Here is a 25,466-nt window from a genome sequence, read left to right as displayed (position 1 = left end):
TGGGTAGCCAAAGCGAAAGCCATCCCATGCGCAATCTTGATCCGCTGCACTATACCTGCCCTGATATTCACAAATCGGATGTCACGAATATCTTTGCCAGCACATGGCAGATGATTGGAGCCGCCGCGCGACTGGCCAAGCGCGGGGATTACATTGCCACCGAAATCGCCGGTCAAAAGATCTTTGTCGTCCGCGCCAAGGACGGCTTGCGCGCCTTTCGCAATGTCTGTCGCCATCGTGGTGCGCGTCTGTTGCCCGAGGGCACAGGGCGTTGCAGCACCATCCGCTGCCCCTATCATCAATGGGTCTGGGGCGAGGACGGATCACTGCTCAATGTGCCGTGGTGGGGCGAGGATGCCGATTTCGATCTGTCCGAATGGTCCCTTGATACAGTTGAATTCGAAATCTGGCGCGGATTGTTGTTCGTCACAATTGCGCCAAAGCAAACGTTGATTGAGCAACTGGGCGACGCCATCGCCGAGTTGACCGATGAGCCGCTCGAAGATTTTCACTGGGTGCATGAAGAACGGCTGGTCTTTGATGCCAACTGGAAGATTTATACCGACAACTTTGTCGAGGGCTATCACATCCCCGGAATCCACCCCCAGTTTCATGCCGCCATCGAGTTTGAGCAATTCGAAACTTTGGCACTGCAGAACATGGTACGCATGTCGGCACCACCTAAGGAGGGGCTGTTCTATCGCGGCAAGTGGCTGTGGATGTGGCCCAACTGGACATTGTCCCTGTTTGACGGTGGCATGAACACCTCGCGCATAAACCCGATTGATCACCGCCACACCGAACTGATCTACAACTTCTACTTTGCCGATACGTCTGAGGAAACGCGCGCGGCACGGGAAAAGACGATTTCCGACAATCTGGCCGTCGTCCGCGAGGATTTCGAAATCTGTCTGGAAACTCAGAAGAATTATGAAAGCGGCGGATACCGCCCCGGACCCCTGTCGCCGCGCCACGAGCAAGGCGTGGCCTATTTTCAGAAGAGACTGGTCGAGTATCAGACCCAGGAAACGCCCAGCAGTCAGGAAACCGCATGAAACGTCGTTCAGTTATCAAAGGTCTGGCTGCCGGAACCGCCCTGACGCTTGGCGGTGGGCTGGTTTACATCTCGCGCCCGGCCGATCACCCCGAGCTGGCCCTGGACCGCGCGCTGGACCGGTTGCATGGGTTACGTGCGGATGCCATCGAAACAGACAGTGCGTGGGACGTGGCGCGCACGTTCAACCACCTTGCCCAAAGCATCGAGTTTTCCATGACCGGCTATCCCGAACTGAAGTCTGGGTTGTTTCGCCACACGGTGGGGCGCGTCGCCTACAACGTGTTCCAGACCCGCGGTGAGATGAGCCACAACCGGGCAGAAGTGATACCCGGCGAGGTGATAGAGACTTCGGACCCCGAGACCGCCCGCCAACGCCTGATCACCAGCTTGATGGCTTTTCAAGCCTTTGATGCTGATCTGCGGCCCCATTTCGCTTATGGAAGCCTACCCAAAGACGCTTATGCCAAGGCCCATGTCATGCATATCAATGATCATCTGGCCGAGTTCAGAGTGATCTGACGCCTCTGCAGGTTAGCGTCCGGATTTTCGGGTGCTCAAAAGCAGGCTGGTCTCGGACGATGCCACGCCATCAAACTTGCGGATCTGCGCAAGGGTCGCATCCAGATGCTCCAGCGTATCCGTGCCCAGCTCGACGATCACATCCCAGCGGCCATTGGTCGTATGCACTTTGCGCACCGAGCTCAGACCGCTCAGCTGACGCAGGATCCGGTCCATCCCCCGCCCTTCGATCCCCAGCATCATCAGGCCACGCACCGGATCATGCGCCGTATCGCCTTTTAACACGACGGTAAAACCGACGATCTCGCCCGCGCGACGCAACCGTTCGATCCGGCCCCGCACGGTGGTACGCGACACGCCCATTTCCAGCGCCAGATCGGATAGTGACGCACGCGCATCATGGCGCAATGCAGAGATCAGTTTGCGATCCGTTTCGTCCATTTTGACTAACCTTACATGCCATTTCGGCTAAACTACCCTCGATTAGTGCAAATTGATCGCTGTAATTCAACCCGATTCGGAGAAATCTTGCCGTCAAACGCTATTCCTGATGAGGCATGTATGACCCCGAAACCTGTAATCCTGATTGGTGCGCCCGTTGATAGTGGTAAGGCACGACGCGGCTGCGTGATGGGCCCTGATGCATATCGCGTCGCAGGCATTGCCGAGGCGCTGAAGGATCTCGGCCACGAGGTGCGCGACATGGGCAATCTGGCCCCTGCCCCGGCCACAGCACCCGAAAGTCTGCCGGATCATCTGGTGCGCCCGTCCGAAACGATTGGATGGACTCGATCATTAAGCGAGGCTGCTGAGACCGCGCTGGACCAGGGCCTTCCGATCTTCCTGGGGGGCGATCACAGCCTCTCGCTCGGCTCGGTCATGGGCGCGGCTTGCCATGCGGCCCGCACAAATCGCCCTCAATTCGTGCTGTGGCTAGACGCCCATAGCGATTATCACACCCCCCAAACCACCACATCCGGCAACCTGCACGGCACGCCGCTGGCCTATGCCGCCGGACGCGATGGGTTTGACGGCTTTCCAAAGGTCACAGCGCCCATCCCCGAAGAGCAGATCTGCATCATCGGGTTGCGCTCGGTCGATCATCCTGAACGCGAAACCCTGCAAAACTCGTCCATACGCTATCACGATATGCGTCAGATTGATGAGACCGGCATTGCCAAACCGCTGGCTGATTTCCTCGCCATGGTTGAGCAGGCCAATGGTGCGCTGCATGTCTCGCTGGACGTCGATTTCCTCGACCCCTCCTTTGCCCCGGCAGTCGGCACCACCGTGCCCGGCGGAACCAGCTTCCGCGAGGCGCATCTGGTGATGGAGATGATCAGCGACAGCGGATTGATGACTTCGCTTGATCTGGTCGAATTGAACCCGTTTCTGGATGAGCGCGGACGCACGGCCCAGGTGATGGTCGATCTGGCGGCTTCCGCCCTCGGGCGGCGCGTCTTCTCCCGCCCCACACGGGCCTTCTCATGAATGTTCAGGCCCCATCGGATGTGGTGATGATCCGGCCAAACCGGTTTCGCCCCAATCCCGAAACAGCGGGCGATAACAGCTTTCAATCCCTGCCCATGGCCAGCGCCAAGGACATCGCCATCCGCGCACAGGATGAGCTTGACACCGCCGTTGCGAAAATGCGCGGTGCGGGCATCACGGTGCACGTGTTTCAGGACGAAAGCGACGACACCCCCGATTCTGTTTTTCCGAACAATTGGTTCTCCACCCATCACGGTGGCCATGTGGCGATCTATCCGATGTTTGCCGAAAACCGCCGCCGCGAGCGGCGCATGGATGTGATCGACATGCTCAAACGCGACTACCGCGTACAGGAAGTCACCGATTACTCCGGGTTGGAACCCGATGGTCTGGCGCTTGAGGGCACAGGGGCCATGGTTCTGGATCACATTGGTCGTCTCGCCTTTGTCGCACGCTCAAACCGGGCCGACCCCATCCTTCTGGAGCGCTTCTGCACCCGGTTCGGGTATGAACCGATTGTCTTTGATGCAGCGGATCAGGCGGGCGTGCCGGTATATCACACCAATGTCTTGATGGCCGTCGGAACGCAGTTTGCCATGGTCGGCCTGGACATGGTGCAGGACCGTGAGCGGCGACAAACCATTCAGGATCGACTGGCCGAGCCGGGGCGTGCGGTGATCGCACTGACCCATGACCAGATAACCGACTTCGCTGGCAACGCTATTGAACTGGCCGGAACGGACGGCATGGTGCTGGTGCTATCATCCCGCGCACTAGCAGCTTTGACCCATGATCAGATTTCGCAATTGGAACAGTGGGCACAGCTGCTGCCACTGGACCTTCCCATGATCGAAAGCGCCGGTGGTTCGGCCCGCTGCATGATTGCCGGGCTGCACCTTGCCCGCCGCGCATCTTTTACGAACGAGGTATCCGCATGACCAAACTGCTTCCTTCTGACAAGGCCCTCGTGCCTTTCGTGTCGGTCGACAACATGATGCGGCTGATCCACCATGTTGGTGTCGAGTCCATGCTAATGGGCCTTGCCGAATATATCGAGGCCGATTTCAAACGTTGGGAACTGTTTGACAAGACGCCACGCGTAGCCAGCCATTCGGCCGAGGGCGTGATCGAACTTATGCCGACATCCGATGGCGAAGTGTACGGGTTTAAATACGTTAACGGCCACCCCAAGAACACCAAGGAAGGGCTTCAGACCGTGACCGCGTTTGGTCTGCTGGCGGATGTGGGCACGGGCTATCCTGTCCTGCTGAGCGAGATGACCATGCTGACAGCCATGCGCACCGCGGCGACCTCGGGCCTTGTGGCCAGATATCTCGCCCCCAAGGGCGCAGATACGATGGCGATGATCGGCAACGGCGCGCAATCCGAGTTTCAAAGCCTCGCGATGAAGGCGATCTGTGGCATCAAGACGGTGCGCCTTTACGATACCGACCCCGCCGCCACCGCCAAGGCCGCGCATAATCTGGAAGGGCTAGGGTTGAACGTGGTGTCTTGCCCGACGCCTGAAGACTCTATGGAAGGGGCGCAGATCATCACCACCTGCACCGCTGACAAACAACTGGCCACGATCCTGACCGACAACATGATCGGCAGCGGCGTCCATATCAACGCTATCGGCGGGGATTGCCCCGGCAAAACCGAACTGGCCGCCGGTGTGCTTGAGCGCAGTGATATCTTCGTTGAATACCCGCCTCAGACCCGCATTGAAGGCGAAATTCAGCAGATGCCCGAGGATCATCCAGTGACCGAGATGTGGCAAGTCATGAATGGCACGGCCCCGGGGCGCACCAGCGCCAATCAGATTACGCTGTTTGACTCCGTCGGCTTTGCGATCGAGGATTTCAGTGCCCTACGCTTTGTGCGTGACCGGATTGAGGGCACGGATTTTCACTTCGATCTTGATCTGCTGGCCGATCCCGATGATCCGCGCGACCTGTTTGGGATGCTGAACCGGGCCAAACCGGCCTGATATATGTTTGCAACCGGGCAAAGCCTTCCAACAGAGTAACCGTGAAAAAACAAAGCCCCCGGGCCTCTTGGGTACTGGGGAACGAGAAGTAAGCCCGGGGGAACCGACGGTTTTATCCGTCAGTCGCGACCGGGATCAGCCCCTGCTCTTGCCCGGCCACCATCTCGTCATCGTCCAATGCGCCATCGTCGTTCGTATCCACGGCGGCAAAGGCCTGTGTGGTGACATCCGGGAATACCGCGCGCACCTCGTCAATTGTCATCAAGCCGTCGCCATTGGCATCAACCTCGACGACCGAGTCGCCCATCGCGATGGCCGCTGAGGCCACAACACCTGCCCCAAGCATGAGTGCGATGAATTTGGTCATATGTCGTCTCCTTGGACATGAAATTTCGTAGCTCCGGCACTTGGCTGCCTCATCAATCCAGACGCGAAAACCGGCGGTTCCGTCCACTCTTTCGTGCTGCGCACACATGACACGCAACACCTTGCTGAGCGCGGGCCAATCAACAGGCAGAAGCCCGCCCAAAAAGGCCCTCCACGTGCAATCGGCGGAATTCGCCCATTTGAAAACGAGCGCGCCCCGCGCCAGAGTAAGGTCATCAGCCCCATCCCACTTGATGGAGTGACCCCGATGACGACCCCCTGCCTGCCCGAGGCGCTCGATGCGCTGAGGCCCGATCTGCTGCGCATTGCGCGCCACCTGACCGGCAGTGCCGATCAGGCTCAGGATCTTTGCCAGGATGTGCTGCTCAGCCTCTGGATTCGAATTTGCGACGATGAAGACATCGACAACCTGCGGGCCTATGCCATGACCAGCCTGCGTAACCGGTATCGCCAGATCCTGCGCCGCCGTGTGACCAAAACCGAGCTGGCCGAGGATATGTTGATCGAACAACCTCAGGCTTTTGCCCAACTTGCCTTGCATGAACTGGACGACGCCATCACCAGATTGCCTCGCGAACAAGCCCGCCTGATCCGCATGGTGGCCGCCGGCGAAACCAGCCCTGTCGATCTGGCCCGGCTGACCGGCTGGCCCAAGAACACCGTGATGTCACGCCTGGCCCGCGCCCGTGCCCAGTTGCGCGGCGAGATGGGGCTGAAAGCCCACACCCCGGTTTCAGCCTTGATCTGACCCCCGTGCCAGGTAGGGTGCGCCCATCACCCGTCTGCCGGAGGTTCCGCACGCATGGCTTTCCGCCCTGGCGCATCGCGTTTCTCACCAAAGAAACGGCCGAGACGCTTTATCTGCTGGGTCAACAGGATCGCATCGTCGGCGTCACCGGCTATGCCGTGCGCCCCAAAGGCGTGCGTCAGGAAAAACCCCGGGTTGGTGCTTTCACCTCGGCGGATGTTCCCAAGATCATGGCGCTCGATCCTGATCTGGTGCTGACTTTCTCGGACTTGCAGGCCGACATCGCCGCCGAGTTGATCCGACATGGCATTGCTGTGGTGGCCTATAACCAGCGCAGCGTGGCCGGTATTCTGGCCATGATCCGGTCTTTGGGTGCCTTGACCGGCGCGCCCGAGGCCGGTGAGGCGCTGGCCGCCGGGTATGAAGCGCGCCTGACCGAGGTCGAAACAAACGCTATGGGCCGTGCCAAGCCCTTGGTTTACTTTGAAGAATGGGACGACCCTATCATTTCCGGGATCGCTTGGGTTTCGGAGCTGATCGAGATCGCCGGTGGCAAAGAAGCCTTTCCCGAACTTCCCCCGCATCAGGCCGCCAAGGACCGGATTCTGCGACCAGATCAGGTGATCGCGCGCAAACCCGAAGTGATCATCGCCAGTTGGTGCGGCAAGAAGGTGCGCCCCGAAAAGATCGCGGCCCGCACCGGTTGGGAAGTGATCCCGGCGGTACGCGACGGGCGTATCCATGAAATCAAATCACCTCTAATCCTGCAACCGGGTCCCGCAGCGCTGACGGATGGTCTGGATGCGATTGTCGCGGCTCTGCACGGCTGATACGGTGCGCCTCAACAGATGAGGCGGAGGGCGCAATGGCATCCCTGAAGAAATGGCTGGACCGGCGGCGCAACCCGTGGCGCGGCGCGCATTACGACGCAATGAAAGCATGGAAGCGCGAAAACGCTGCTGCCCGACTTTATGATTATACGGCCCTGCCCTCTGGCGGGGTGGTGTTCGACATGGGCGGTTTCAAGGGAGAATGGGCCGATATGGTACTGGACCAACAGCCCGACGCTGTGATCCACCTCTTTGAACCCCATCCTCGCTTCGCCGATGAGTTGCGCGCCAAGTTCGACGCCGATGAACGTGTCACCGTCTATCCCGTTGCCCTGGGCAGTGCGGATGGTGAGATGCTGATCTCGGATGCGGGGGATGCCTCGTCGTCGGTTGCCGACAATGGCGAAGGCGCGCCCGCCGAGGTGATCGCCGTCAGCCGTTTTTTTGCCGACCGCGACATCCCCCGGATCGACCTGATGAAGGTGAATATCGAAGGCGGCGAGTATGATCTGCTGCCCGCACTGGTCAGTGCCGGGGTGATCGGGCGCATAGACCGGCTGCAGGTGCAATTCCATCTGTTTGAAGAGGCCCTAATGGCCGAGCGTGACAGCATCCGCGCCATGCTGGAAAAAACGCATGAGTGCGTCTGGTGCTACCCGTTCGTTTGGGAAGAATGGCGGTTGAAGACGTAAAACGGCGAAAAATAAAAGCGGGGGGCACCATGGCCCCCCGATCAAGTTTCGCCGTTCAGGCTCACTTATTTAGTACCGCCCGGTTTTTGCCTGCGGCCTGAACGTCGTCAGGGGCGAGCGCACCCGCCCCGTGTAAGGATGGACAAGGACTAATCGTCCGCCCCCATCCTGTCTTCCGGCCCCGTGCCTTCGCACGTTGAACCTTATTCTCGGCGGGGGCGGGCCATCGCCTGGGGGCCGTGGCCCCATCCCCCTACTCGCCCCCACCCGGGGACAAGATTTCTGTTACGTCAGGCCACGCGCCGACCTTCCGGCACCGGCCCATCGGTGACAAATTCGGCCACGCATTCCGGGAACCGCACCTTCGAGAAGAGGATTTTGAACACATCTCCTTCCTCGGTGGTCACCGTGGCGTAATCGGCCGCGTTCATCACCACACCGGCCAGCGTCGAGGGCACCTCGACATAGCCTGCGCCATGTTTCATCCCATTGGTTTCAACAACATCCACCGTCAGCGTTAAAGGCTCGCTGACCACCCCGTCACATTCGATCACTGCGGTATATGTCATCGTTGGCATGGCTTAACTCACCGCAAGAGATAGGATAGCTACAGCAAGCGAAGCCCATTCTACGAACCCTTGCTCGGCCAAGAACCTACCAAGCCAAGTTTCCTTTAGAACTTCAACCGCTTCATTCTGAGACTTAGCTAGTTGCACTTCGCGCGCCGCGACTTCGAAACCAGCCCTCAGCCTTTCGTCTCTTCTTAGCAAGTCGACCAGCTCTGCATTCCCCACACGAATGTCGCTCAGCTCTAGCTTTTCGATGTTCTGTCCGACAAACGCCTGGCCGTCTCCAATGTAATTTAATCCTCTGACGTTCGCCTTGCCCATATTTCTAAAATCTAAGCCTACGTCAGCACCCGCTATACTCACATTCGTAACTTTGGCGCGACCAATCCCATCTAATCGAATAGCAGCTTCGGCGAATGGCGTTTTGCGTTTGTCAGACATTCTACTCGCCCTCATCAGCTGCACCCACTCGTTGCGCCGCAGGTGTTGCACTTCATGCAGGTGCCGTTGCGCACCAGCGTGTAGTTGCCACAATCCCCGCAGGCCTCGCCTTCGTAGCCTTGCATCTTGGCCTTGGTGCGCGCGTCCATTGAGATGTTGCCCGAGGCCACCGCCGTTGTGGTTGTCGTGGTGGCCGCAACGGTGGCCGTTGCGGTTTCCGGCACCAGCGTTTCCAGCGCACTGACCGGATCGACCGCCCCGTTCAGGGCCGTGCCCCCTGCCGACTGACCGCCATTCAGAACCATCAGTTCCTGGGGCATCCGCTTGCGCAGATAACCTGTCGAGCTGATCTGTTTCAGCACGGCCAGAGAATTGTTGGCCGCCGCATCCGACATTTCCGAGATGTTGGAGACACCTTCCTCTTCGCCGCGGCCCAGATCATCAAAGCTGGCGCCTTCGGGTTTCACATGCGCAAGGTCCGTGCGATCCAGATAGCTGACCGCCAATTCGCGGAAGATGTAGTCGAGGATCGAGGTGGCGTTCTTGATCGAGTCATTGCCTTGCACCATGCCCGCAGGCTCAAACTTGGTGAAGGTGAAGGCGTCGACGAATTCTTCCAGCGGCACACCATATTGCAGGCCGACCGATACGGCGATGGCGAAGTTGTTCATCATCGCCCGGAAGCCGGCCCCTTCCTTGTGCATATCAATGAAGATTTCACCAAGGCTGCCATCGGTATATTCACCGGTGCGCAGGTACACTTTGTGCCCGCCCACGACCGCCTTCTGGGTATAACCCTTGCGGCGCTCCGGCATTTTCTCGCGATGCGATTTCACCACTTCCTTGACGATGACCTTCTCGACGATCTTCTCGGCCAGCACGGCGGCTTTTTCCTGCGGTGTGCCGGTTTCCAGCACCTCTGCGGCATCGTCATCATCCTCGACAAGGGCGGCGGCCAGAGGTTGCGACAGTTTCGAGCCGTCGCGGTACAGCGCGTTGGCCTTCACACCCATTTGCCAGCTGCGCTCATACGCTTCTTGGCAATCGGTGATCGTCGCATCGTTGGGCATGTTGATCGTCTTGGAAATCGCGCCCGAGATGAACGATTGAGCGGCGGCCATCATGTCGATATGGCTGTTGACCGACAGGAAGCGTTTGCCTTTCTTCCCACACGGGTTGGCGCAATCGAAGATGTGGTAGTGCTCTTCCTTCAGATGCGGCGCCCCTTCCAGGGTCATGGTGCCGCAAACATGGTCATTGGCGGCATCAATGTCGGCCTTGGAATAGCCCAGGCTTGCCAGCAGATCGAAAGTCGGGTCGTTCAGCTTCTCGGCCGGGATACCCAGCACGTTGTTGCAGAACTCCTCGCCCAGCGTCCACTGGTTAAAGACAAAGCGGATATCAAAGGCACTGCCCAGAGCGGCGTCAATCTTGGCCAGCTCGTTGGGGCCAAAGCCGTGGCCGGTCAGCGAGGTATGGTTGACGCCCGGCGCATTGCCGATGGTGCCGTGGCCGACAGCGTAAGACACGATCTCTTCGATCTGTGCAGACCCGTAGCCCAGCATCTCAAGCGCGGCAGGCACGGATTGGTTGATGATCTTGAAGTATCCGCCCCCGGCCAGTTTCTTGAACTTGACCAGTGCAAAGTCCGGTTCGATCCCGGTCGTGTCGCAATCCATGACCAGACCGATGGTGCCGGTGGGCGCGATCACGGTGGATTGGGCGTTGCGGTACCCGTGGGCCTCGCCCAGCTTCAGCGCCTCGTCCCAGCTTGCCATGGCCAGATCGACCAAACGGCTGTCGGGGCAATTGGCCAAATCCAGCGGCACTGGCTTGATCTCAAGACCTTCATAGCCCTCGGTCGCACCGTAAGCTGCATTGCGGTGATTGCGAATGACGCGCAGCATATGCTCTTTGTTGCGCTTGTAGCCTGCGAACGGCCCCAGCTCACCCGCCATTTCGGCGGAGGTTGCATAGGACACACCAGTCATGATCGCAGTCAGGGCACCACACAGGGCGCGCCCTTCGTCACTGTCATAGCCATAACCCATGTTCATCAGCAGCCCGCCGATATTGGCATAGCCCAGACCCAGAGTGCGGAACTCGTAAGACAGCTGCGCAATCTCTTTGCTGGGGAACTGCGCCATCATCACGCTGATCTCCAGCGTGACGGTCCAAAGGCGCGTCGCGTGCATATAGCTTTCCGCGTCAAACTGCCCGTCGCTGTAGAATTGCAGCAGGTTCATCGAGGCCAGGTTGCAGGCCGTATCATCGAGGAACATGTATTCAGAACAAGGGTTTGAACCGCGAATCTCACCGTCTTGCGGGCAGGTGTGCCAGGCGTTGACCGTGTCGTGATACTGGATGCCGGGATCGGCGCAAGCCCAGGCCGCGTGGCCCACATCTTCCCACAGATCGCGGGCTTTGATGGTCTTGGAAACCGAGCCATCGGTCCGGTTGATCAGCGCCCAGTCCTCATCGTTCTTCACAGCTTTAAGGAATGCGTCGGTGACCCGAATCGAGTTGTTCGAGTTTTGGCCCGACACAGACGCATAGGCTTCGCTGTCCCAATCGGTGTCATAGGTCGGAAACTCGATGCTGTCATAGCCCTGCTTGGCGTAATCCAGCACGCGCTTGACGTAGGTTTCCGGGATCTGCACTTGTTTAGCCGACCGGATCGCTGATTTCAGCTGTTCGTTCTTCTTGGGATCAACGCTGTCCTCGCTGCTCCCATCCCATGCGCGGATTGCAGCGAAGATTTCATTCAGCTTGGCTTCGTGCATTTTGGAGCCGGCGACGATGCTGGCCACCTTCTGCTCTTCCTTGACCTTCCAGTTGATGAACTCCTGGATATCGGGGTGATCAGCATCGCAGATCACCATCTTGGCCGCGCGGCGTGTGGTGCCGCCCGACTTGATCGCACCCGCTGCCCGATCGCCGATCTTCAGGAAGCCCATCAGGCCGGAGGACTTGCCCCCGCCTGACAGCGGCTCGTCCGCGGCACGCAGGGAGGAAAAATTCGTGCCTGTGCCCGAACCGTATTTGAACAAGCGCGCCTCGCGCACCCACAGATCCATAATGCCGCCATCGCCCACCAGATCATCCGCCACGGACTGGATAAAGCAGGCATGAGGCTGCGGATGCTCGTAGGCAGACGTGGATTTGGTCAGCTTCTTGGTGGCGTGATCGACATAGAAATGGCCTTGTCCAGGTCCATCGATGCCATAGGCCCAATGCAGGCCGGTGTTAAACCATTGCGGGCTGTTGGGCGCAGCCATCTGCTTGGCCAGCATAAATCGCATTTCGTCGAAATAGGACTGCGCGTCTTCTTCGGTGGTGAAGTAGCCGCCTTTCCAGCCCCAATAGGTCCAGGCCCCAGCCAAACGGTCGAACACTTGCTTCGATGAGGTCTCGCCGCCCTTCTCGACATCATCGCCATCCGGGGCCGAGCGCCACAGGAATTCGGGCACGCCTTCTTCTTTGATCTTTTTCAGCTTTTGGGGAACACCGGCTTTGCGGAAATACTTCTGGGCAATTACATCGCTGGCGACTTGGCTCCAGGCGGCGGGCACTTCCACATTGTCCAGACGGAACACCACGGTGCCATCGGGATTACGAATCTCCGAACTGGTGGTGATGAAATCCAGCTCTGCGTATGCGTCTTGCCCTGCCTTGGTAAATTTTCTCTCGATTTGCATCTTATCGCTGCCCCTAAATTTCCAGCATGTAACATTTCGGTCCGGAAATACCGGACACAGGTTCCCTCGTTGCGGCAGACAACATCTCTCCGAAACGCGCCAGACAGTCCGACGCGGACAAAAGCAAACCGACCAGCGGTTTCACTGCCGGTCGCCCGGCCAAATTTGTACTTTAGGGTTTCAGCCCCTGCCATTCCGACCTGCCACTATATGTTGTGGCTTAGCGACCGGTTCACACAACCTGACGTATCGCCCCCTATTTGGTCAACGACTTTTTTAAACTTTTTTTTGGAAAAATCTGTTGACCCGGAAGCCGTTTCCGGCTCGGTCACATTCGCGTGATTCACAACAGGCCACCAACCTCAGTCAGCGACATGAACAACGAGTGGGGGAAACACTTTGTATTCGGCAGGCTTAGCAACAAAAGCTGGCGCAATCTCTTAAATGGGCCATACTGCGACGGCCCGTTATCTTAACCATCGTTAACGATTCAGAGTAGGGTGAGGTTATCTTTCCCGCGTGTCCTGAACCGCACACCCGGAAGGGGGGTAATGCATCACAGGATTGGGCAAACAGGAAAGAAATGGTCGGGGCGGCAGGATTCGAACCTACGACCCCCTGTACCCAAAACAGGTGCGCTACCAGACTGCGCCACGCCCCGGACCGTGCACCCCTCCTACTTGTGATTCTCAGGATTGAAAAGCCCCGGTCTCAGGAATCGTCACCCGATGCGTTTTCAGTGCTGTCACAGGGCCACACTGCGACGGCCGCATCAAAGGCGGGATGGCGCAACTGGGTGCCCGCCGCAATGCCCATCTGGCGCGCCAGCCCGCCGTTGATCTCAAGCACCGCGAGAATGTTATCACCGCCAAAGATCGGGCGTTCATCCAACGGGACCGCCTCGTGGTGAACGTGGGTGACGGTGCCCGTCTTGTCCATAAAGATCATGTCCAGCGGGATCAGCGTGTTCTTCATCCAGAACCCGGCCAGGCGCGGTCGTGGGTAGACAAACAGCATGCCGGCCGATCGGGCCATGCTTTCGCGCCCCATCAGGCCTTGTGCGCGTTCTTCATCGTCATCGGCCAGTTCAACCGTGAACCGCGCCTGCCCCCAGTCGCCGCGCAGATGCACCTGATCCTCGCGACACTCAGAGGCCAGCGCCGAACCAGATGTCAGCGCCAGACCGAGCGTCGCAATAAGACCAGAAAGCGTTAACCGGAGAATTTTACCGCCGTTTCCCATCCACACACCTCGGTGGCCATACGGCCGCGTTTACCATCAATCACCCGGATGGCCAGCGCCTCGCCGGGTTGCAGATCGGCCAAGCCCGAGCGGCGCAGCACCTCGATATGCACAAACACATCTTCGTCGCTTCCAAAGGTATTGGCAAACCCAAAACCCTTACCCTTGTCGAACCATTTCACCCGTGCGGGTTCCAGTGGTGCGGCCCGGATCACTTCCGGGTCGATATCATCGAAATCCGCCAACCCGGCGGTGATGGCATCCTTGGGCGGATGGATGGCATGCACCTCGATCGCCTGCGAACCGCGATCGGTATCCTGCACGTCAATTTCCACATCCGCATTATCCGCAACCGAGCTTTGCCCGAAATTACGCAACACGTTTGCATGCAATAAGATGTCAGGACCGCCTTCATCAGCGATTACGAATCCGAATCCCTTGACCGGATCAAACCATTTTACGCGACCCTTTACTCTGCGCGTCTCAGCCACTTCTCTTGTCACGTCGTCCTACCTGTAAGTCTCATCCCCAAGACTGGCCTCTCACTCTTGCTCCCATAAATAGGCACGTGCAAGTGTAAAATTCATATAACATTCAATTATTTGCATTTTACGTAACGCGAATTTTACGGGTTTAACCGCTCAATAGCCCATGGGTTTTTGGGGGTTTCACGCCTCCAGACGAACCTGTCATGCAAACGAAACGCCCCATCTGCCCATAACTCAATCTCAACCGGATGGATTCTAAAACCTCCCCAAAAGGATGGTCTGGGCGGATTTATGCCATGTTTGGCCGAAACCTTGGCCACTTCGGCCATCAGGTGCGCGCGCGAACTCAGTGGTTCCGACTGGCGCGATGCCCAGGCACCAAGCCTGCTCTTGAGAGAACGGGAGGCATAATAGGCATCGGCCTGTGGCCCCTCCACGCGCTCAACGGTGCCGCGCACACGCACCTGACGGCGAAGGGATTTCCAGTGCATCACCAAAGCTGCCTTGCCAGATGCCGCCAGTTCCTGTCCCTTAGCGCTGCCGTAATTGGTGTAAAACACAAAGCCATCATCCTCGACCTCTTTCAGCAAGACCATGCGCACATTAGGCAAGCCATCGCTGTCCACCGTCGCCAGTGCCATCGCGTTGGGATCATTCAACTCGCTGTCTTCGGCTTCGCCCATCCAGCGGCGCACGATGTCAAACGGGTTGTCTCCTTCAAAAAGTCCATCACGTTCTGACATGAGATCCCTCCACTGGTCTGACTTTCATATAAAAGAGCGGCCTGCCCGCCGCCCTGACTTTTGTCATGTAACCGCTTTCACGCGCCCGTCCAATATTTGATCAAAAAAGGTCAAAGCCACATGCCCCCGCGCCCGCCCCCTTGATGCAACAGGGGTGATCGCCTAAAGGATCATAAGCAAATATGAATGGGGCAGGAACAAAATATGTCGAACCAACTGATGGCAGGCAAGCGTGGGCTGATCATGGGCCTGGCCAATGACAAGTCGATCGCCTGGGGCATTGCCAAGGCCTGTGCCGATGCGGGCGCGGAACTGGCCTTTTCCTACATGGGCGATGCGTTCAAGAAACGCGTGTCCCCCCTTGCCGAACAGTTGGGCGTCGAGGTTCTGATTGATTGCGATGTGGGCGACCCGGGCTCGATTGATGCCGCTTTTGCCGAGATCGAAGCCAAGTGGGGCAAGATTGACTTTCTGGTTCATGCCATCGGCTTTTCCGACAAGAACGAGCTGCGGGGCCGGTATGTCGATACCAGCCGCGACAATTTCCTGATGACGATGGATATCTCGGTCTATTCCTTCACTGCCGTGGCGCAGCGTGCCGAGAAAATCATGAATGACGGCGGCTCGATGCTGACCCTGACCTATTACGGCGCGGAGCAGGTCATGCCGCACTATAATGTGATGGGCGTGGCCAAGGCCGCCCTGGAGGCTTCGGTGAAATACATGGCCGAAGATCTGGGCAAGGACGGCATTCGCGTCAATTCGATATCGGCCGGGCCGATCAAGACGCTGGCCGCAAGCGGTATCGGCGATTTCCGCTATATCCTGAAATGGAACGAATACAACTCGCCCCTGCGCCGCAACGTGACCATCGACGATGTGGGCAAATCCGCGCTTTATCTGCTCAGCGATCTGGGCAGCGGTGTCACCGGCGAGAACCTGCATGTGGACGCTGGCTATCACATCGTGGGTATGAAAGCGGTCGACGCGCCGGATATCGACAAGACGTAACCCGCGATGGAGCTTGCCCACCTGATCGCCTTTAATCTTGCCCTTCTGGCTGCGATTGCAAGCCCCGGACCGTCTCTGCTTTTTCTGATCAAGACCACGCTTGGTCATGGTCGCTATGCCGGTTTGGCGGCGGCGGCGGGTCTGGCGGTGATGGCGGCGTGCTGGACGCTTGCCGCATTGTTGGGTCTCGACGGGATATTCACCCTTTTCCCCTGGGCCTACGTTATACTCAAGACGTTGGGCGCGGCCTATCTGATTTACATTGCCATACAGACCTGGCGTCATGCCCATCGCCCCGTGGCGGCGTCAGACTCTCCTGCCACCCGGCGCATGTTCTTCTCAGGACTGCTTATCAACCTCGGCAACCCGAAATCCGTCTTCTTCTCGGCCGCCGTGCTCGTCGTGATCTTTCCGGCCGATCTGAGCGGTGCCGAGAAAGCCATCATCTTTGCCAATCACCTGGCTGTGGAGCTGATCCTACAACCTATGTTGGCCGTCATGCTTTCAACCGCCATAATCAGCCGCCGGTATCTGGCCTTCAAGCCCGTGCTGGACCGGATCACCGCCGCAATACTGGGCGCACTAGGCCTGCGCCTTTTGCTCAGCCGATAGAGGATCATCCAATGACCGACCGCCTGCCCCATGAAAAAGGTTTCCATGTCAGCTGGGATCAGCTGCACCGCGATGCGCGCGCACTTGCCTGGAGATTGGATGGCAAGGGTCCGAATGATGGTGCCTGGAAAGCCGTGGTCGCGATCACCCGCGGCGGCATGGCCCCGGCAATGATTGTCGCGCGCGAGCTCGACATCCGCATGGTTGATACGATCTCGGTCAAATCCTACCACTCGGGTGGCGGCAAGGCAGATCAACGGCGCGACGCCGAAGTGCTGAAAAGCCCCGATATGGATTTGGTGGGTGATGGCGAGGGCGTCCTGATCGTCGATGACCTGGTAGATACCGGCAAAACGCTGGAAGTCGTGCGCGACCTGATGCCCAAGGCCCATGTGGCAACAGTCTATGCCAAGCCGATGGGCCGTGAGCAGGTCCATACCTTTATCACCGAGGTCAGCCAGGACACCTGGATTTTCTTCCCCTGGGACATGGCGCTGCAATATGTGGAACCCTACCGGGGCACCTGAGCCTCGATTTCCGGAGACCACGATGAGCCGCACTCAAAACACATTTGCCCCGCCCGTGATGGAGGCCCGCCGCTGGCTGGACGGCATCACCTTTCCACCCGAACGCCCGCTGATCAATGTCAGCCAGGCCGCCCCGGTCGACCCTCCGCCCGAACCCCTGCGCAAGGTGATCTCCGAGATCGCCCTGACCAACCCCGAGGCGCATCTTTATGGCCCGGTCATGGGCCTGCCCGCCTTGCGCACAGAGGTGGCCGCTCAATGGAGCGTGGCCTATGGCGGCAAGATCGAAGCAGGGAATGTCGCCATTACCTCGGGGTGTAATCAGGCGTTTTGCGCGTCGATTGCCGCGCTGGCCGGCGAAGGCGACGAAATCATCCTGCCCACGCCATGGTATTTCAATCACAAAATGTGGCTGGATATGAATGGATTGCGCACCGTTCCTCTTGCGGCGGGTGCCGGGCTATTGCCCGACCCGGAAGAGGCTGCCAGCCTGATCACGGATCGCACCCGCGCGATTGTACTGGTCACACCCAATAATCCCGGCGGCGTGGAATATCCCGCCAATCTGGTGCGCGCTTTTTACGATCTGGCCCAATCCAAGGGAATCGCCCTGATCGTCGACGAAACCTACCGTGATTTCGATGCGCGCAGCGGCGCCCCCCATGATCTGTTTGGCGATCCCGATTGGGACAGCACGCTGATCCAGCTTTATTCCTTCTCCAAGGCATACCGGCTGACCGGTCATCGGGTGGGCGCGATGGTGGCCAGCCCCACACGGCTGACCGAAGCGGAAAAGTTCCTCGATACGGTCACGATCTGCCCCAACCAACTGGGCCAGCACGCCGCTCTTTGGGGCATGCAGAACCTGTCGCAATGGCTGGCCGGTGAACGCGACGAAATCCTCGACCGACGCGCCGCGATCACCGAACAGGCCCCACGGCTGATCGCGAAAGGCTGGCAATTACTGGGATGCGGTGCGTATTTTGCCTATCTGCGCCACCCGTTTGCGCAACCCTCGAACCAATTGGCTGAAGCAATGGTGCGCGAGGCCGGTGTACTGGCCCTGCCCGGCACCATGTTTCGCCCCGTTAATGACCCCTCGGGCGCGGCCGAATTGCGTCTGGCCTTTGCCAATGTGAACCGGGCCCAGATCACAACGCTGTTTGATCGCCTCGAAGGGCTTGGCTGGCCCCTTGCCCCGGGCCAAGACAGCGCGTAGACAGTCCCAAACCAACGCGCTGACCCCCATTCGGAGGCCTTTTCATGGCTGGCAAGTCTACCATCTCCAAAACCGCTGTCTGGATTTTGATGGGCCTTTTGATTCTGGGCCTTGGCGGCTTTGGCGTGACCAATCTGAGTGGTAATGTGCGCAGCGTTGGCAGTGTCGGTGAAACCCAGATTGACGTACGCGACTATGCCCGCGCCCTGCGCAATGAAATCAACGCCGAGGCCAGCGCCCGGCAAGCCCCGGTGAGTTTCTTCATGGCCCAGGATCTGGGGCTGGATGACCGTGTTCTGAGCCAATTGATTTCAACCGCCGCCCTGGAGGAGGAAACCCGGTTGATGGGCGTGTCTATCGGCGACGAAAGCCTGCGTGATCAGATTCTGGAAATCCCTGCCTTTCGCGGGTTGGACGGCGAATTTGATCGCGAGGCCTATCGCCAGACCCTGCAGCAATCCAACATGAACGAAGCCGAGTTTGAGCAAGATATGCGCGCCGAGGCCGCGCGCACCTTGTTGCAGGGCGCAGTCCTGGCCGGTGTAAACGTTCCGGATTCATACACGGACACGATGATGCGCTTCATCGGCGAACGGCGCACCATCACCTTCGCGACGCTGGATCGCGATGCCCTGACAACCGGCCTTCCGGTCGCGGACGAGGCCGATCTGGTCGCCTATCATGAGGCCAACCTGCCCGATTTCACCACTCCCGAGGTTAAGCAGATCACTTACGTGTGGCTGACCCCGGAGATGATCATTGACACGGTCGAGGTGGATGAGGCTAGCCTGCGCGAAGCCTACGAAGACCAGGAGGATGAATACAATCAGCCCGAGCGCCGTCTGGTGGAACGCCTCGGCTTTGCCGATGTTCTGGCGGCCGATACCGCTCTGGCGCAGCTGGAGGCCGGCGAAATCACGTTTGAGGCGCTGATCGAAGCGCGCGGCCTGAGCCTGACCGATGCCGATATGGGCGATGTCAGCATTACTGATCTGGGCGAAGCTGGCCCGAGCGTGTTTGCCGCAGAAGCTGGCGACGTCGTTGGCCCGCTCAGCACCCCGATTGGCCCCGCGCTGTTTCGTGTGAACGGCATTCTGGAAGCGCAGAATGTCACCTTCGAAGAGGCCGAACCGCAACTGCGTGATGAACTGGCCGGGGATCGCGCCCGTCGCGCGCTGGATGCGGAAATTGACGGCATTGCCGATCTGCTGGCCGGTGGTGCCACGCTTGAGGACGTGGCCAAGGAAACCGATCTGGTAATGGGCACAATCGACTGGCACCCCGGCATGACCGACGGCATCGCCGCGTATGACGCCTTCCGGGCCGCCGCCGAGGCAATCACCGAGGATGATTTCCCCGATATCGAAAAGCTGGATGATGACGGCCTCTTTGCGCTGCGTCTTGAGCAGATCATCGCGCCCGAGGTGCAACCGCTTGACACCGTACGCGCCGAGGTCGAAGCGGGCTGGCGCGAACAGGCGATCGCCGACGCCCTGCGCGCCCAGATCGAACCGCAGCTGGCCGGACTTAACGCAGGCGGTGATTTCGCCGAAGCCGGTCTTGAGCAGCCCACCACGCTTGAAGTCACCCGCAGCACGTTTCAACCCGACGCGCCGCCCGAATTTATCGACACGGTGTTTGGCCTGGAAGACAACGCGGTCGAGATTCTTGATGGTGAAGGCCGCATTTTCGTAATGCGTCTGGACAGCGTTGCACCGCCCGACTTGCAGAACGAAGACATGGTGCGCCTGCGCCGCGCGCTCAGTGAAGACGCAGCCTCTTCGCTGGCGCAGGATATGTTCATCCTACTGGCCAGCGACATTCGCACCCGTCTTGGTGTCGAACTGGATCAACCGGCTTTGAATGCCGTGCATTCCAATTTCCAATAAGGGATCGACGCGGTGGATCTGACCCCCTCATTTGACGCGTTTGCCAAAGGCTATGAGGCCGGGCAGAACCAGGTGGTTTTTGCCCGACTGGCCGCCGATCTGGACACACCCGTTTCGCTGATGCTGAAACTGACCGGGGCGGCCAAGGATGCTTTCGTGCTGGAATCGGTGACCGGTGGCGAAGTGCGCGGGCGTTATTCGATCATCGGGATGAAGCCCGATCTGGTCTGGCAATGCCACGGCACCTCGAGCCGCATCAACCGCACTGCGCGGTTTGACGAGGACAGTTTTGAAGATCAGGCGGGTGATCCGCTGGACAATCTGCGCGCGCTGATTGGCGAATGCAGGATGGACCTGCCCGACGGGCTGCCTGCGGCCTCGGCCGGGCTGTTTGGCTATCTGGGTTATGACATGATCCGCCTGGTCGAGCACCTGCCCGATGTAAACCCCGACCCGCTGGGCCTGCCCGACGCACTCATGCTGCGCCCTTCGGTCGTGGCAGTGCTGGACGGTGTCAAAGGCGAAGTGACGGTGGTGGCCCCGGCCTGGGTCTCCAGCGGGCAATCTGCCAAGGCTGCCTATGCGCAGGCAGCGGAACGGGTGATGGACGCAGTGCGCGATCTGGAACGCGCCCTGCCCCAGCAGGCCCGCGATCTGGGCGAGGCTGCCGAGGCTGCTCCGCCCGTGTCGAACTTCACGCGTGAAGGCTACAAGGCCGCCGTTGAAACCGCCAAGGAATACATCAAGGCAGGCGATATCTTTCAGGTGGTGCCCTCGCAACGCTGGACGCAAGAGTTCCGCCAGCCGCCCTTCGCGCTTTATCGCAGTCTGCGGCGGACCAACCCGTCGCCCTTCATGTTCTATTTCAATTTCGGCGGCTTCCAAGTGATCGGGGCCAGCCCCGAGATTCTGGTGCGGGTCTTTGGCGATGAGGTGACGATCCGTCCCATCGCAGGCACCCGGCCCCGTGGTGCAACGCCCGAAGAAGACCGCGCGCACGAGGCCAGCCTTATGGCCGACACCAAGGAACTGGCCGAGCACCTGATGCTGTTGGATCTGGGCCGCAATGATGTGGGCCGCGTGGCCAAGATCGGCACTGTACGCCCTACCGAAGAATTCATCATCGAGCGCTATAGCCATGTGATGCATATCGTCAGCAACGTGGTGGGAGAGCTGGCTAAGGATCAGGACGCGCTCTCGGCGCTTCTGGCCGGGTTGCCCGCTGGCACGGTGTCGGGGGCACCGAAAGTGCGCGCGATGGAGATCATTGACGAGCTGGAGCCGGAAAAGCGCGGTGTCTATGGCGGTGGAGTCGGATATTTCAGCGCCAATGGCGATATGGATGTCTGCATCGCGCTGCGCACCGCCGTGGTGCAGGATGAAAAGCTTTATATTCAAGCCGGCGGCGGCGTGGTCTATGACAGCGACCCCGAGGCGGAGTATATGGAAACCGTCCACAAATCCAACGCGATCCGCCGGGCTGCCGCCGATGCGGCGCGCTTTCAGGGCAGCGACAACAGCTGATCCAGCGTGGCGTTTTTGACTCAAGTCAAAGATCAGCAGGAATTTCAACTTTAGAGATAACACATTCACGTTAATGAATGTAATTCTCAAGGAGAACCGCCATGCCTGCCCTGTTCCGCCTGATGGCCGCCCCCGCCCTCGCCCTTAGCCTTGTCCTCAGCCTGCCCGCCTCGGGTGTGGCCGAGCCTGTGATTGCCAGCAGTGTCGCTGCCGACACGTTGCCGAAAGGCAAGCAAACCAAGGCTGCACTTTACATCACCGCCGCCGAGGCGGCCGAGGTGGTGGCCGCGCGCAAGGATGTGTTGCTGATTGATGTGCGCACGCCGGAAGAAACCATGTTTGTGGGCCATCCGACAGCGGCGGATGTGAACATCCCCTTTGCCCTGCTGGCCCCTGATCACAGTTTCGATGCCAAGAAGGGCCGCTACCAGATGAAACCGAACCCGCTTTTCGCTGAGGCCATGCAAAGCTATCTCGATACGCAGGACGCCAGCGCCGTGCTGATTATCTGCCGCTCGGGCGGGCGCAGCGCGCGGGCGGTTGATGCGCTGATCGAGGCCGGAGTCACGCTGCCGCTTTACTCGGTTATAGACGGGTTTGAAGGCGACAAGGACAAAGCGGGCCAGCGCACCGTGAACGGCTGGAAAAACGCAGGCGCCCCATGGACCACCAAGATCACCGCGGGCTTCCTGCAAGGGGTGGACTAAACCCCGCTGCCTGTTGCATCAGGGGCCATGACACGACTGATCCTGTTCAACAAACCCCATGGCGTGCTGTCGCAATTCACCGACAAGGGCAGCGCCGGGTCGCCGCGCCCGACGCTGTCCGCCTTCATCGACCTGCCAGGTGTTTATCCCGCCGGGCGGCTGGACCGGGACAGCGAAGGGCTTCTGGTACTTACCGACAACGGCAAGCTGCAAGCGCGCATCGCCGATCCAAAGCACAAGCTGGAAAAGACCTATCTGGTTCAGGTTGAGGGTGAGCCGGAGAAGGCGGCCCTGGCCGCTTTGCGCGCTGGCGTGACCCTGAAAGACGGGCCAACCCGACCTGCCAAAGTCTCTCGCATCGATCCGCCTGACCTGTGGGAACGCGACCCACCCGTGCGCTATCGCAAATACGTGCCTGATTGCTGGCTGGAAATCACCATCTCCGAGGGGCGCAACCGGCAAGTGCGGCGCATGACAGCCCATGTGGGCCATCCCACGTTGCGACTGGTGCGTTGGCGCGTGGGAGAGTGGACACTGGACGGCATTGCACAGGGCACGTGGCAGGATGCGCCAGCCCGCTAATTGGCCCGCGCCGCCAACAGGCGCACGGCCCGTGGCGCCGGGTCACGTCGCACGAAAGAGGGCATCAACTCGCGCAGTAACTTGCGCTTCATCGCCTCGGCATAGTTGTCAAACCCGATGATCGTTTCCACGAACGAGGACGGGCCAACAATCACCCGCTCCTGAAAATACCGCGCCAGCTGCCCCACATGGACTTCGCCGAACGCCACATTCGGTTCATTCGTACCGATCACCAGCGCATTCACCACAATCCCGGCCTCGTCCATTTGGGCGCGTACCAATTCAGGCAGGATACCGTTGTTGTTGGCACCATCGCCCGAGATATCCAGCGTCCAGTTGGTACAATGCTCCCGCGTGGCGAACATATCGCGCGCATAAAGCATCGCCGCCCCCAGCCCGGTGCGCCCTGAACGCATGCTCGGCTGGCTCTCACGCAGGGTGGTGGCGATCCGGCGCAGGGTTTGACGGCTGTCGATGATTGTCCAATCGACCAAAAGCTTCTGATCAAACTGCCCACTCCACTCAAACACGGCCAGTTCCAGTCGATCCTGGCCAGAACCCAAAAGGGCCACCACCACCTCGTCATCCAGCAAAGCACGGGCCAGCCCTTCGCGTTGCAGGGTGAAATCAATCGGATTGACAGATAGCGACACATCAAGACCCAGTGCCAGCGCCTGTCGACAGGTCTGCGCCGCCGCAGGCAGGGCAGACATCATCAGCCACAGGATCATCACTTTAAGTATTAAAGGCGTCATGGACGTCGGAAACCTGCTGGCTGCTTCTATCTCACGATAGCCAAAGGCCCCGTATCCGCAAATCACATTAAAGCGGGTATGCGTTAATCGTTCCCGTTCAGCATCGCCGAGACAGGGGCGAGCGCCACGCGGCTGGCGCGGTCCTGCAAGCCCCAAAGCAGCAACGCACTCACCGTGTCGGGACGCAAACGGCCAACCATGACCACACCGCCCTCTTCCTGTCCGGCCTTAAACGCGGCCTGGTCCAGGAAACGGCGGATCACCGTTGCGTTCTGCCCCGAGGCATCGAAATCACGAAATACGCTGGCCGAGGGCACACCCTCGCGCGCCAACAATTGTTGCGCGGTGTTCAAGCCTTTGGGAAACAGCACGGCGCCATGCCCAGAGTCCAACAGGATGGGGGCCAACTGGTCAGACGCCTCGCGGCTGGCTTGCAGGCCCGAGCCTGTGCCATCCATCACCGCGACCACTTCGGGCAGTTTTGCCAGATTGGCCTGCATTGCCACTTCCGTGTCCTGCGCCCCTGCCCCCTCTGGCAGGTTGATCATCGCCAGCACCTCGAACCCCGAGGCGCGGTACATCGCCATCGCATCCGCCGCACCATCCCAACTGGCATCAACCGCGAAGCTGAGCGGATATGGAAAGCTTTCCAACGCCTCAAGACCGATCGGACTTGAACCGTCATCGATCAATACGATCGACATCAGTGGCTTGCCCTCCGAGTTCTCAAATTCCGCTGCATAGCGTTCAAGCGGCGTGCCGATGTCATCGGCAGGCTCTGTCACCGCCTCGGGATCAGCCTCGGTAACCGCATCATCAGGCGCATCCGCAGCAGGCTCATCCGTGACCGATGGCAAACGGTTGGTCTTCACTTCGGGGGCCAGATCCCCAATCGTGCTTGACGGCTCGGTAGTGTCACCGGCAAGACCTGTGTCTGGCGTATCCGTTTCTGATGCGTCGGCATCCGGGGTGTCGGTGTCGTCTGTTTCAGGCTCTGTGGCAGCAGACCCGGTGACCACATCTTCCGGTTCGCTTTCCGGAATGGGTTCGGCCTCTGGCTCCGTCGCCTCGACGCCGTTATCCTCTTGTGTTTCTGGTGTCTCCGGGGCCTCTGAGGCTTCGGGAACCTCGACAGTCTCTTCTGCCACCGCGGCCAGTTCTTCTTCTGGGAAGACGGCGCTGTCCTCCACATCCGGGGTGCTTGGCTGGGCTGGATCAATGGAAATGGACAGGTCTTCCTCGCTTGCGGGAAGTTCGGGGGCCGCGGCTTGCGGGCTGGGCAGAACCGGGCTTTCGCTGTCCACGGCAACATCCGCAGCACCATCTCCGGTCGCGGGAGTGCCAAGCGCGCCATCCGCCGTCCCAGTCTCGGGCTGCGCGGCGGGTTCAAGATCAGCCTCGTCGATCACAGTCAGGTCATCCGGCTCGGGCGCGGCCACTTGTGGTACCTGCCCGGCCTCGGGCGTATCCGTTTCAGCCGGCAGCGCAGCAGCCGTGTCATCCTTGGGTTGGTTAAAACCTGATCCGTCCGAGACCTCGACCGAGCCGGTCTTGGGTGCCATCATCCCACCGTCACTCGTCAGAACCGATGCCGTCCCCAGACCAAGCCCGGAAACCAGCGTTCCTGCGATCACACCTGAGAAAAATCCGCGTGCCACTGCTTTTGCCCTCTTTTTTGCCTCGCGCACAGTTTTGCGCCCCTTGACGCCCACGCGCAACCCTGAACAAGTATACCGCGACCACGC

The 25,466-nt window shown here is 59.5% G+C and carries 26 protein-coding genes and 1 tRNA gene; 16 read left to right on the top strand and 11 right to left on the bottom strand.

All coding sequences use genetic code 11. The annotated features are described in order from the left end of the window. Positions 1–26 precede the first annotated feature (26 nt). The gene (locus V6N02_RS02165; RefSeq protein ID WP_371223842.1) at positions 27–1,055 is read left to right on the top strand and encodes an aromatic ring-hydroxylating oxygenase subunit alpha; all 1,029 of its coding nucleotides are present in this window, start codon (positions 27–29) and stop codon (positions 1,053–1,055) included. Continuing rightward, positions 1,052–1,576, top strand: a complete 525-nt coding sequence (locus tag V6N02_RS02160; protein WP_371223841.1) for a DUF1569 domain-containing protein — start codon at positions 1,052–1,054, stop codon at positions 1,574–1,576. Before V6N02_RS02165 ends, V6N02_RS02160 begins: the two co-directional genes overlap by 4 nt. Positions 1,577–1,588: 12 nt before the next feature. Here the strand turns inward: V6N02_RS02160 and V6N02_RS02155 are convergent, their stop codons facing one another. Further along, complete coding sequence (locus tag V6N02_RS02155) at positions 1,589–2,017, bottom strand: Lrp/AsnC family transcriptional regulator (RefSeq protein WP_371223840.1); 429 nt, start codon at positions 2,015–2,017, stop codon at positions 1,589–1,591. A gap of 120 nt (positions 2,018–2,137) precedes the next feature. Between V6N02_RS02155 and rocF the strand changes: the two genes are divergently transcribed. Genes rocF through V6N02_RS02140 form a run of 3 tightly spaced genes read left to right on the top strand, consistent with a single transcriptional unit; the run spans position 2,138 to position 5,057 of the window. Further along, positions 2,138–3,067: an arginase gene (gene rocF / locus V6N02_RS02150; RefSeq protein ID WP_371223839.1), complete on the top strand. Its 930-nt coding sequence runs from the start codon at positions 2,138–2,140 to the stop codon at positions 3,065–3,067. Next, positions 3,064–4,005, top strand: coding sequence for a citrulline utilization hydrolase CtlX (gene ctlX / locus V6N02_RS02145; RefSeq protein WP_371223838.1), 942 nt, complete (start codon positions 3,064–3,066; stop codon positions 4,003–4,005). Before rocF ends, ctlX begins: the two co-directional genes overlap by 4 nt. Next, positions 4,002–5,057: an ornithine cyclodeaminase gene (locus V6N02_RS02140; protein ID WP_371223837.1), complete on the top strand. Its 1,056-nt coding sequence runs from the start codon at positions 4,002–4,004 to the stop codon at positions 5,055–5,057. Before ctlX ends, V6N02_RS02140 begins: the two co-directional genes overlap by 4 nt. Positions 5,058–5,169: 112 nt before the next feature. Here the strand turns inward: V6N02_RS02140 and V6N02_RS02135 are convergent, their stop codons facing one another. After that, positions 5,170–5,424: an EF-hand domain-containing protein gene (locus V6N02_RS02135; protein ID WP_371223836.1), complete on the bottom strand. Its 255-nt coding sequence runs from the start codon at positions 5,422–5,424 to the stop codon at positions 5,170–5,172. Positions 5,425–5,691: 267 nt separating this feature from the next. Between V6N02_RS02135 and V6N02_RS02130 the strand changes: the two genes are divergently transcribed. The 3 genes from V6N02_RS02130 to V6N02_RS02120 are packed head-to-tail and all read left to right on the top strand — an operon-like array spanning position 5,692 to position 7,714. Further along, a complete protein-coding gene (locus V6N02_RS02130) occupies positions 5,692–6,192 on the top strand; it encodes an RNA polymerase sigma factor (RefSeq protein WP_371223835.1) in 501 nt (166 codons plus the stop codon). Between the two features lie 17 nt (positions 6,193–6,209). After that, positions 6,210–7,022, top strand: a complete 813-nt coding sequence (locus V6N02_RS02125; protein ID WP_371223834.1) for a cobalamin-binding protein — start codon at positions 6,210–6,212, stop codon at positions 7,020–7,022. 35 nt (positions 7,023–7,057) lie between these two features. Further along, complete coding sequence (locus tag V6N02_RS02120; protein ID WP_371223833.1) at positions 7,058–7,714, top strand: FkbM family methyltransferase; 657 nt, start codon at positions 7,058–7,060, stop codon at positions 7,712–7,714. Positions 7,715–8,004: 290 nt separating this feature from the next. Here the strand turns inward: V6N02_RS02120 and V6N02_RS02115 are convergent, their stop codons facing one another. From V6N02_RS02115 to pdxH, 7 genes are all read right to left on the bottom strand, one after another. Next, positions 8,005–8,292: a hypothetical protein gene (locus V6N02_RS02115; protein WP_371223832.1), complete on the bottom strand. Its 288-nt coding sequence runs from the start codon at positions 8,290–8,292 to the stop codon at positions 8,005–8,007. 3 nt (positions 8,293–8,295) lie between these two features. After that, entirely contained in the window at positions 8,296–8,724 is a 429-nt protein-coding gene (locus tag V6N02_RS02110; protein WP_371223831.1) for a hypothetical protein, read from the bottom strand. A gap of 14 nt (positions 8,725–8,738) precedes the next feature. Then, positions 8,739–12,422 carry a vitamin B12-dependent ribonucleotide reductase gene (locus V6N02_RS02105; protein WP_371223830.1) on the bottom strand — a complete coding sequence of 1,228 codons (3,684 nt, stop codon included), beginning with the start codon at positions 12,420–12,422 and terminating at the stop codon, positions 8,739–8,741. A gap of 584 nt (positions 12,423–13,006) precedes the next feature. Continuing rightward, a tRNA-Pro gene (locus tag V6N02_RS02100) sits at positions 13,007–13,083 on the bottom strand. A gap of 50 nt (positions 13,084–13,133) precedes the next feature. Continuing rightward, positions 13,134–13,664, bottom strand: coding sequence for a DUF192 domain-containing protein (locus V6N02_RS02095; RefSeq protein ID WP_371223829.1), 531 nt, complete (start codon positions 13,662–13,664; stop codon positions 13,134–13,136). Continuing rightward, positions 13,634–14,167 (bottom strand): cold-shock protein, encoded by a 534-nt coding sequence (locus V6N02_RS02090; RefSeq protein ID WP_371223828.1) that lies wholly within the window; start codon positions 14,165–14,167, stop codon positions 13,634–13,636. The genes V6N02_RS02095 and V6N02_RS02090 overlap by 31 nt, the downstream gene beginning before the upstream one ends. A 122-nt stretch (positions 14,168–14,289) precedes the next feature. After that, complete coding sequence (gene pdxH, locus V6N02_RS02085; RefSeq protein ID WP_371223827.1) at positions 14,290–14,895, bottom strand: pyridoxamine 5'-phosphate oxidase; 606 nt, start codon at positions 14,893–14,895, stop codon at positions 14,290–14,292. Positions 14,896–15,099: 204 nt separating this feature from the next. On the opposite strand from pdxH, the gene fabI reads away from it, so the two are divergent. The 8 genes from fabI to V6N02_RS02045 all read left to right on the top strand — a co-directional run bounded on the left by fabI (position 15,100) and on the right by V6N02_RS02045 (position 22,966). Further along, positions 15,100–15,906 (top strand): enoyl-ACP reductase FabI, encoded by an 807-nt coding sequence (fabI, locus tag V6N02_RS02080; RefSeq protein ID WP_371223826.1) that lies wholly within the window; start codon positions 15,100–15,102, stop codon positions 15,904–15,906. Positions 15,907–15,912: 6 nt separating this feature from the next. Next, positions 15,913–16,518: a LysE family translocator gene (locus V6N02_RS02075; protein WP_371223825.1), complete on the top strand. Its 606-nt coding sequence runs from the start codon at positions 15,913–15,915 to the stop codon at positions 16,516–16,518. Positions 16,519–16,529: 11 nt separating this feature from the next. Next, positions 16,530–17,045, top strand: a complete 516-nt coding sequence (gene gpt, locus V6N02_RS02070) for a xanthine phosphoribosyltransferase (protein ID WP_371223824.1) — start codon at positions 16,530–16,532, stop codon at positions 17,043–17,045. Between the two features lie 22 nt (positions 17,046–17,067). Continuing rightward, complete coding sequence (locus V6N02_RS02065; protein WP_371223823.1) at positions 17,068–18,264, top strand: aminotransferase; 1,197 nt, start codon at positions 17,068–17,070, stop codon at positions 18,262–18,264. A gap of 44 nt (positions 18,265–18,308) precedes the next feature. After that, on the top strand, positions 18,309–20,153 hold the full coding sequence (locus tag V6N02_RS02060; RefSeq protein WP_371223822.1) for a SurA N-terminal domain-containing protein: 1,845 nt from the start codon (positions 18,309–18,311) through the stop codon (positions 20,151–20,153). Positions 20,154–20,165: 12 nt separating this feature from the next. Further along, positions 20,166–21,677, top strand: a complete 1,512-nt coding sequence (gene trpE, locus V6N02_RS02055) for an anthranilate synthase component I (RefSeq protein WP_371223821.1) — start codon at positions 20,166–20,168, stop codon at positions 21,675–21,677. Positions 21,678–21,778: 101 nt separating this feature from the next. After that, positions 21,779–22,384 carry a rhodanese-like domain-containing protein gene (locus V6N02_RS02050; protein ID WP_371223820.1) on the top strand — a complete coding sequence of 202 codons (606 nt, stop codon included), beginning with the start codon at positions 21,779–21,781 and terminating at the stop codon, positions 22,382–22,384. A gap of 27 nt (positions 22,385–22,411) precedes the next feature. Continuing rightward, complete coding sequence (locus V6N02_RS02045; RefSeq protein ID WP_371223819.1) at positions 22,412–22,966, top strand: pseudouridine synthase; 555 nt, start codon at positions 22,412–22,414, stop codon at positions 22,964–22,966. Here the strand turns inward: V6N02_RS02045 and V6N02_RS02040 are convergent. Both V6N02_RS02040 and V6N02_RS02035 read right to left on the bottom strand, forming a co-directional pair. Continuing rightward, a complete protein-coding gene (locus V6N02_RS02040) occupies positions 22,963–23,721 on the bottom strand; it encodes a DUF1194 domain-containing protein (RefSeq protein WP_371223818.1) in 759 nt (252 codons plus the stop codon). The genes V6N02_RS02045 and V6N02_RS02040 overlap by 4 nt on opposite strands. Before the next feature lie 83 nt (positions 23,722–23,804). Further along, positions 23,805–25,379 (bottom strand): polysaccharide deacteylase family 2 protein, encoded by a 1,575-nt coding sequence (locus V6N02_RS02035; RefSeq protein ID WP_371223817.1) that lies wholly within the window; start codon positions 25,377–25,379, stop codon positions 23,805–23,807. Positions 25,380–25,466 lie beyond the last annotated feature (87 nt).

It is taken from the genome of Roseovarius conchicola (assembly GCF_041403425.1).
GTDB lineage: Bacteria > Pseudomonadota > Alphaproteobacteria > Rhodobacterales > Rhodobacteraceae > Roseovarius > Roseovarius conchicola.
The sequence above is the reverse complement of the archived record's forward strand: the minus strand, read 5'-3'. Positions and strand labels throughout refer to the sequence as shown.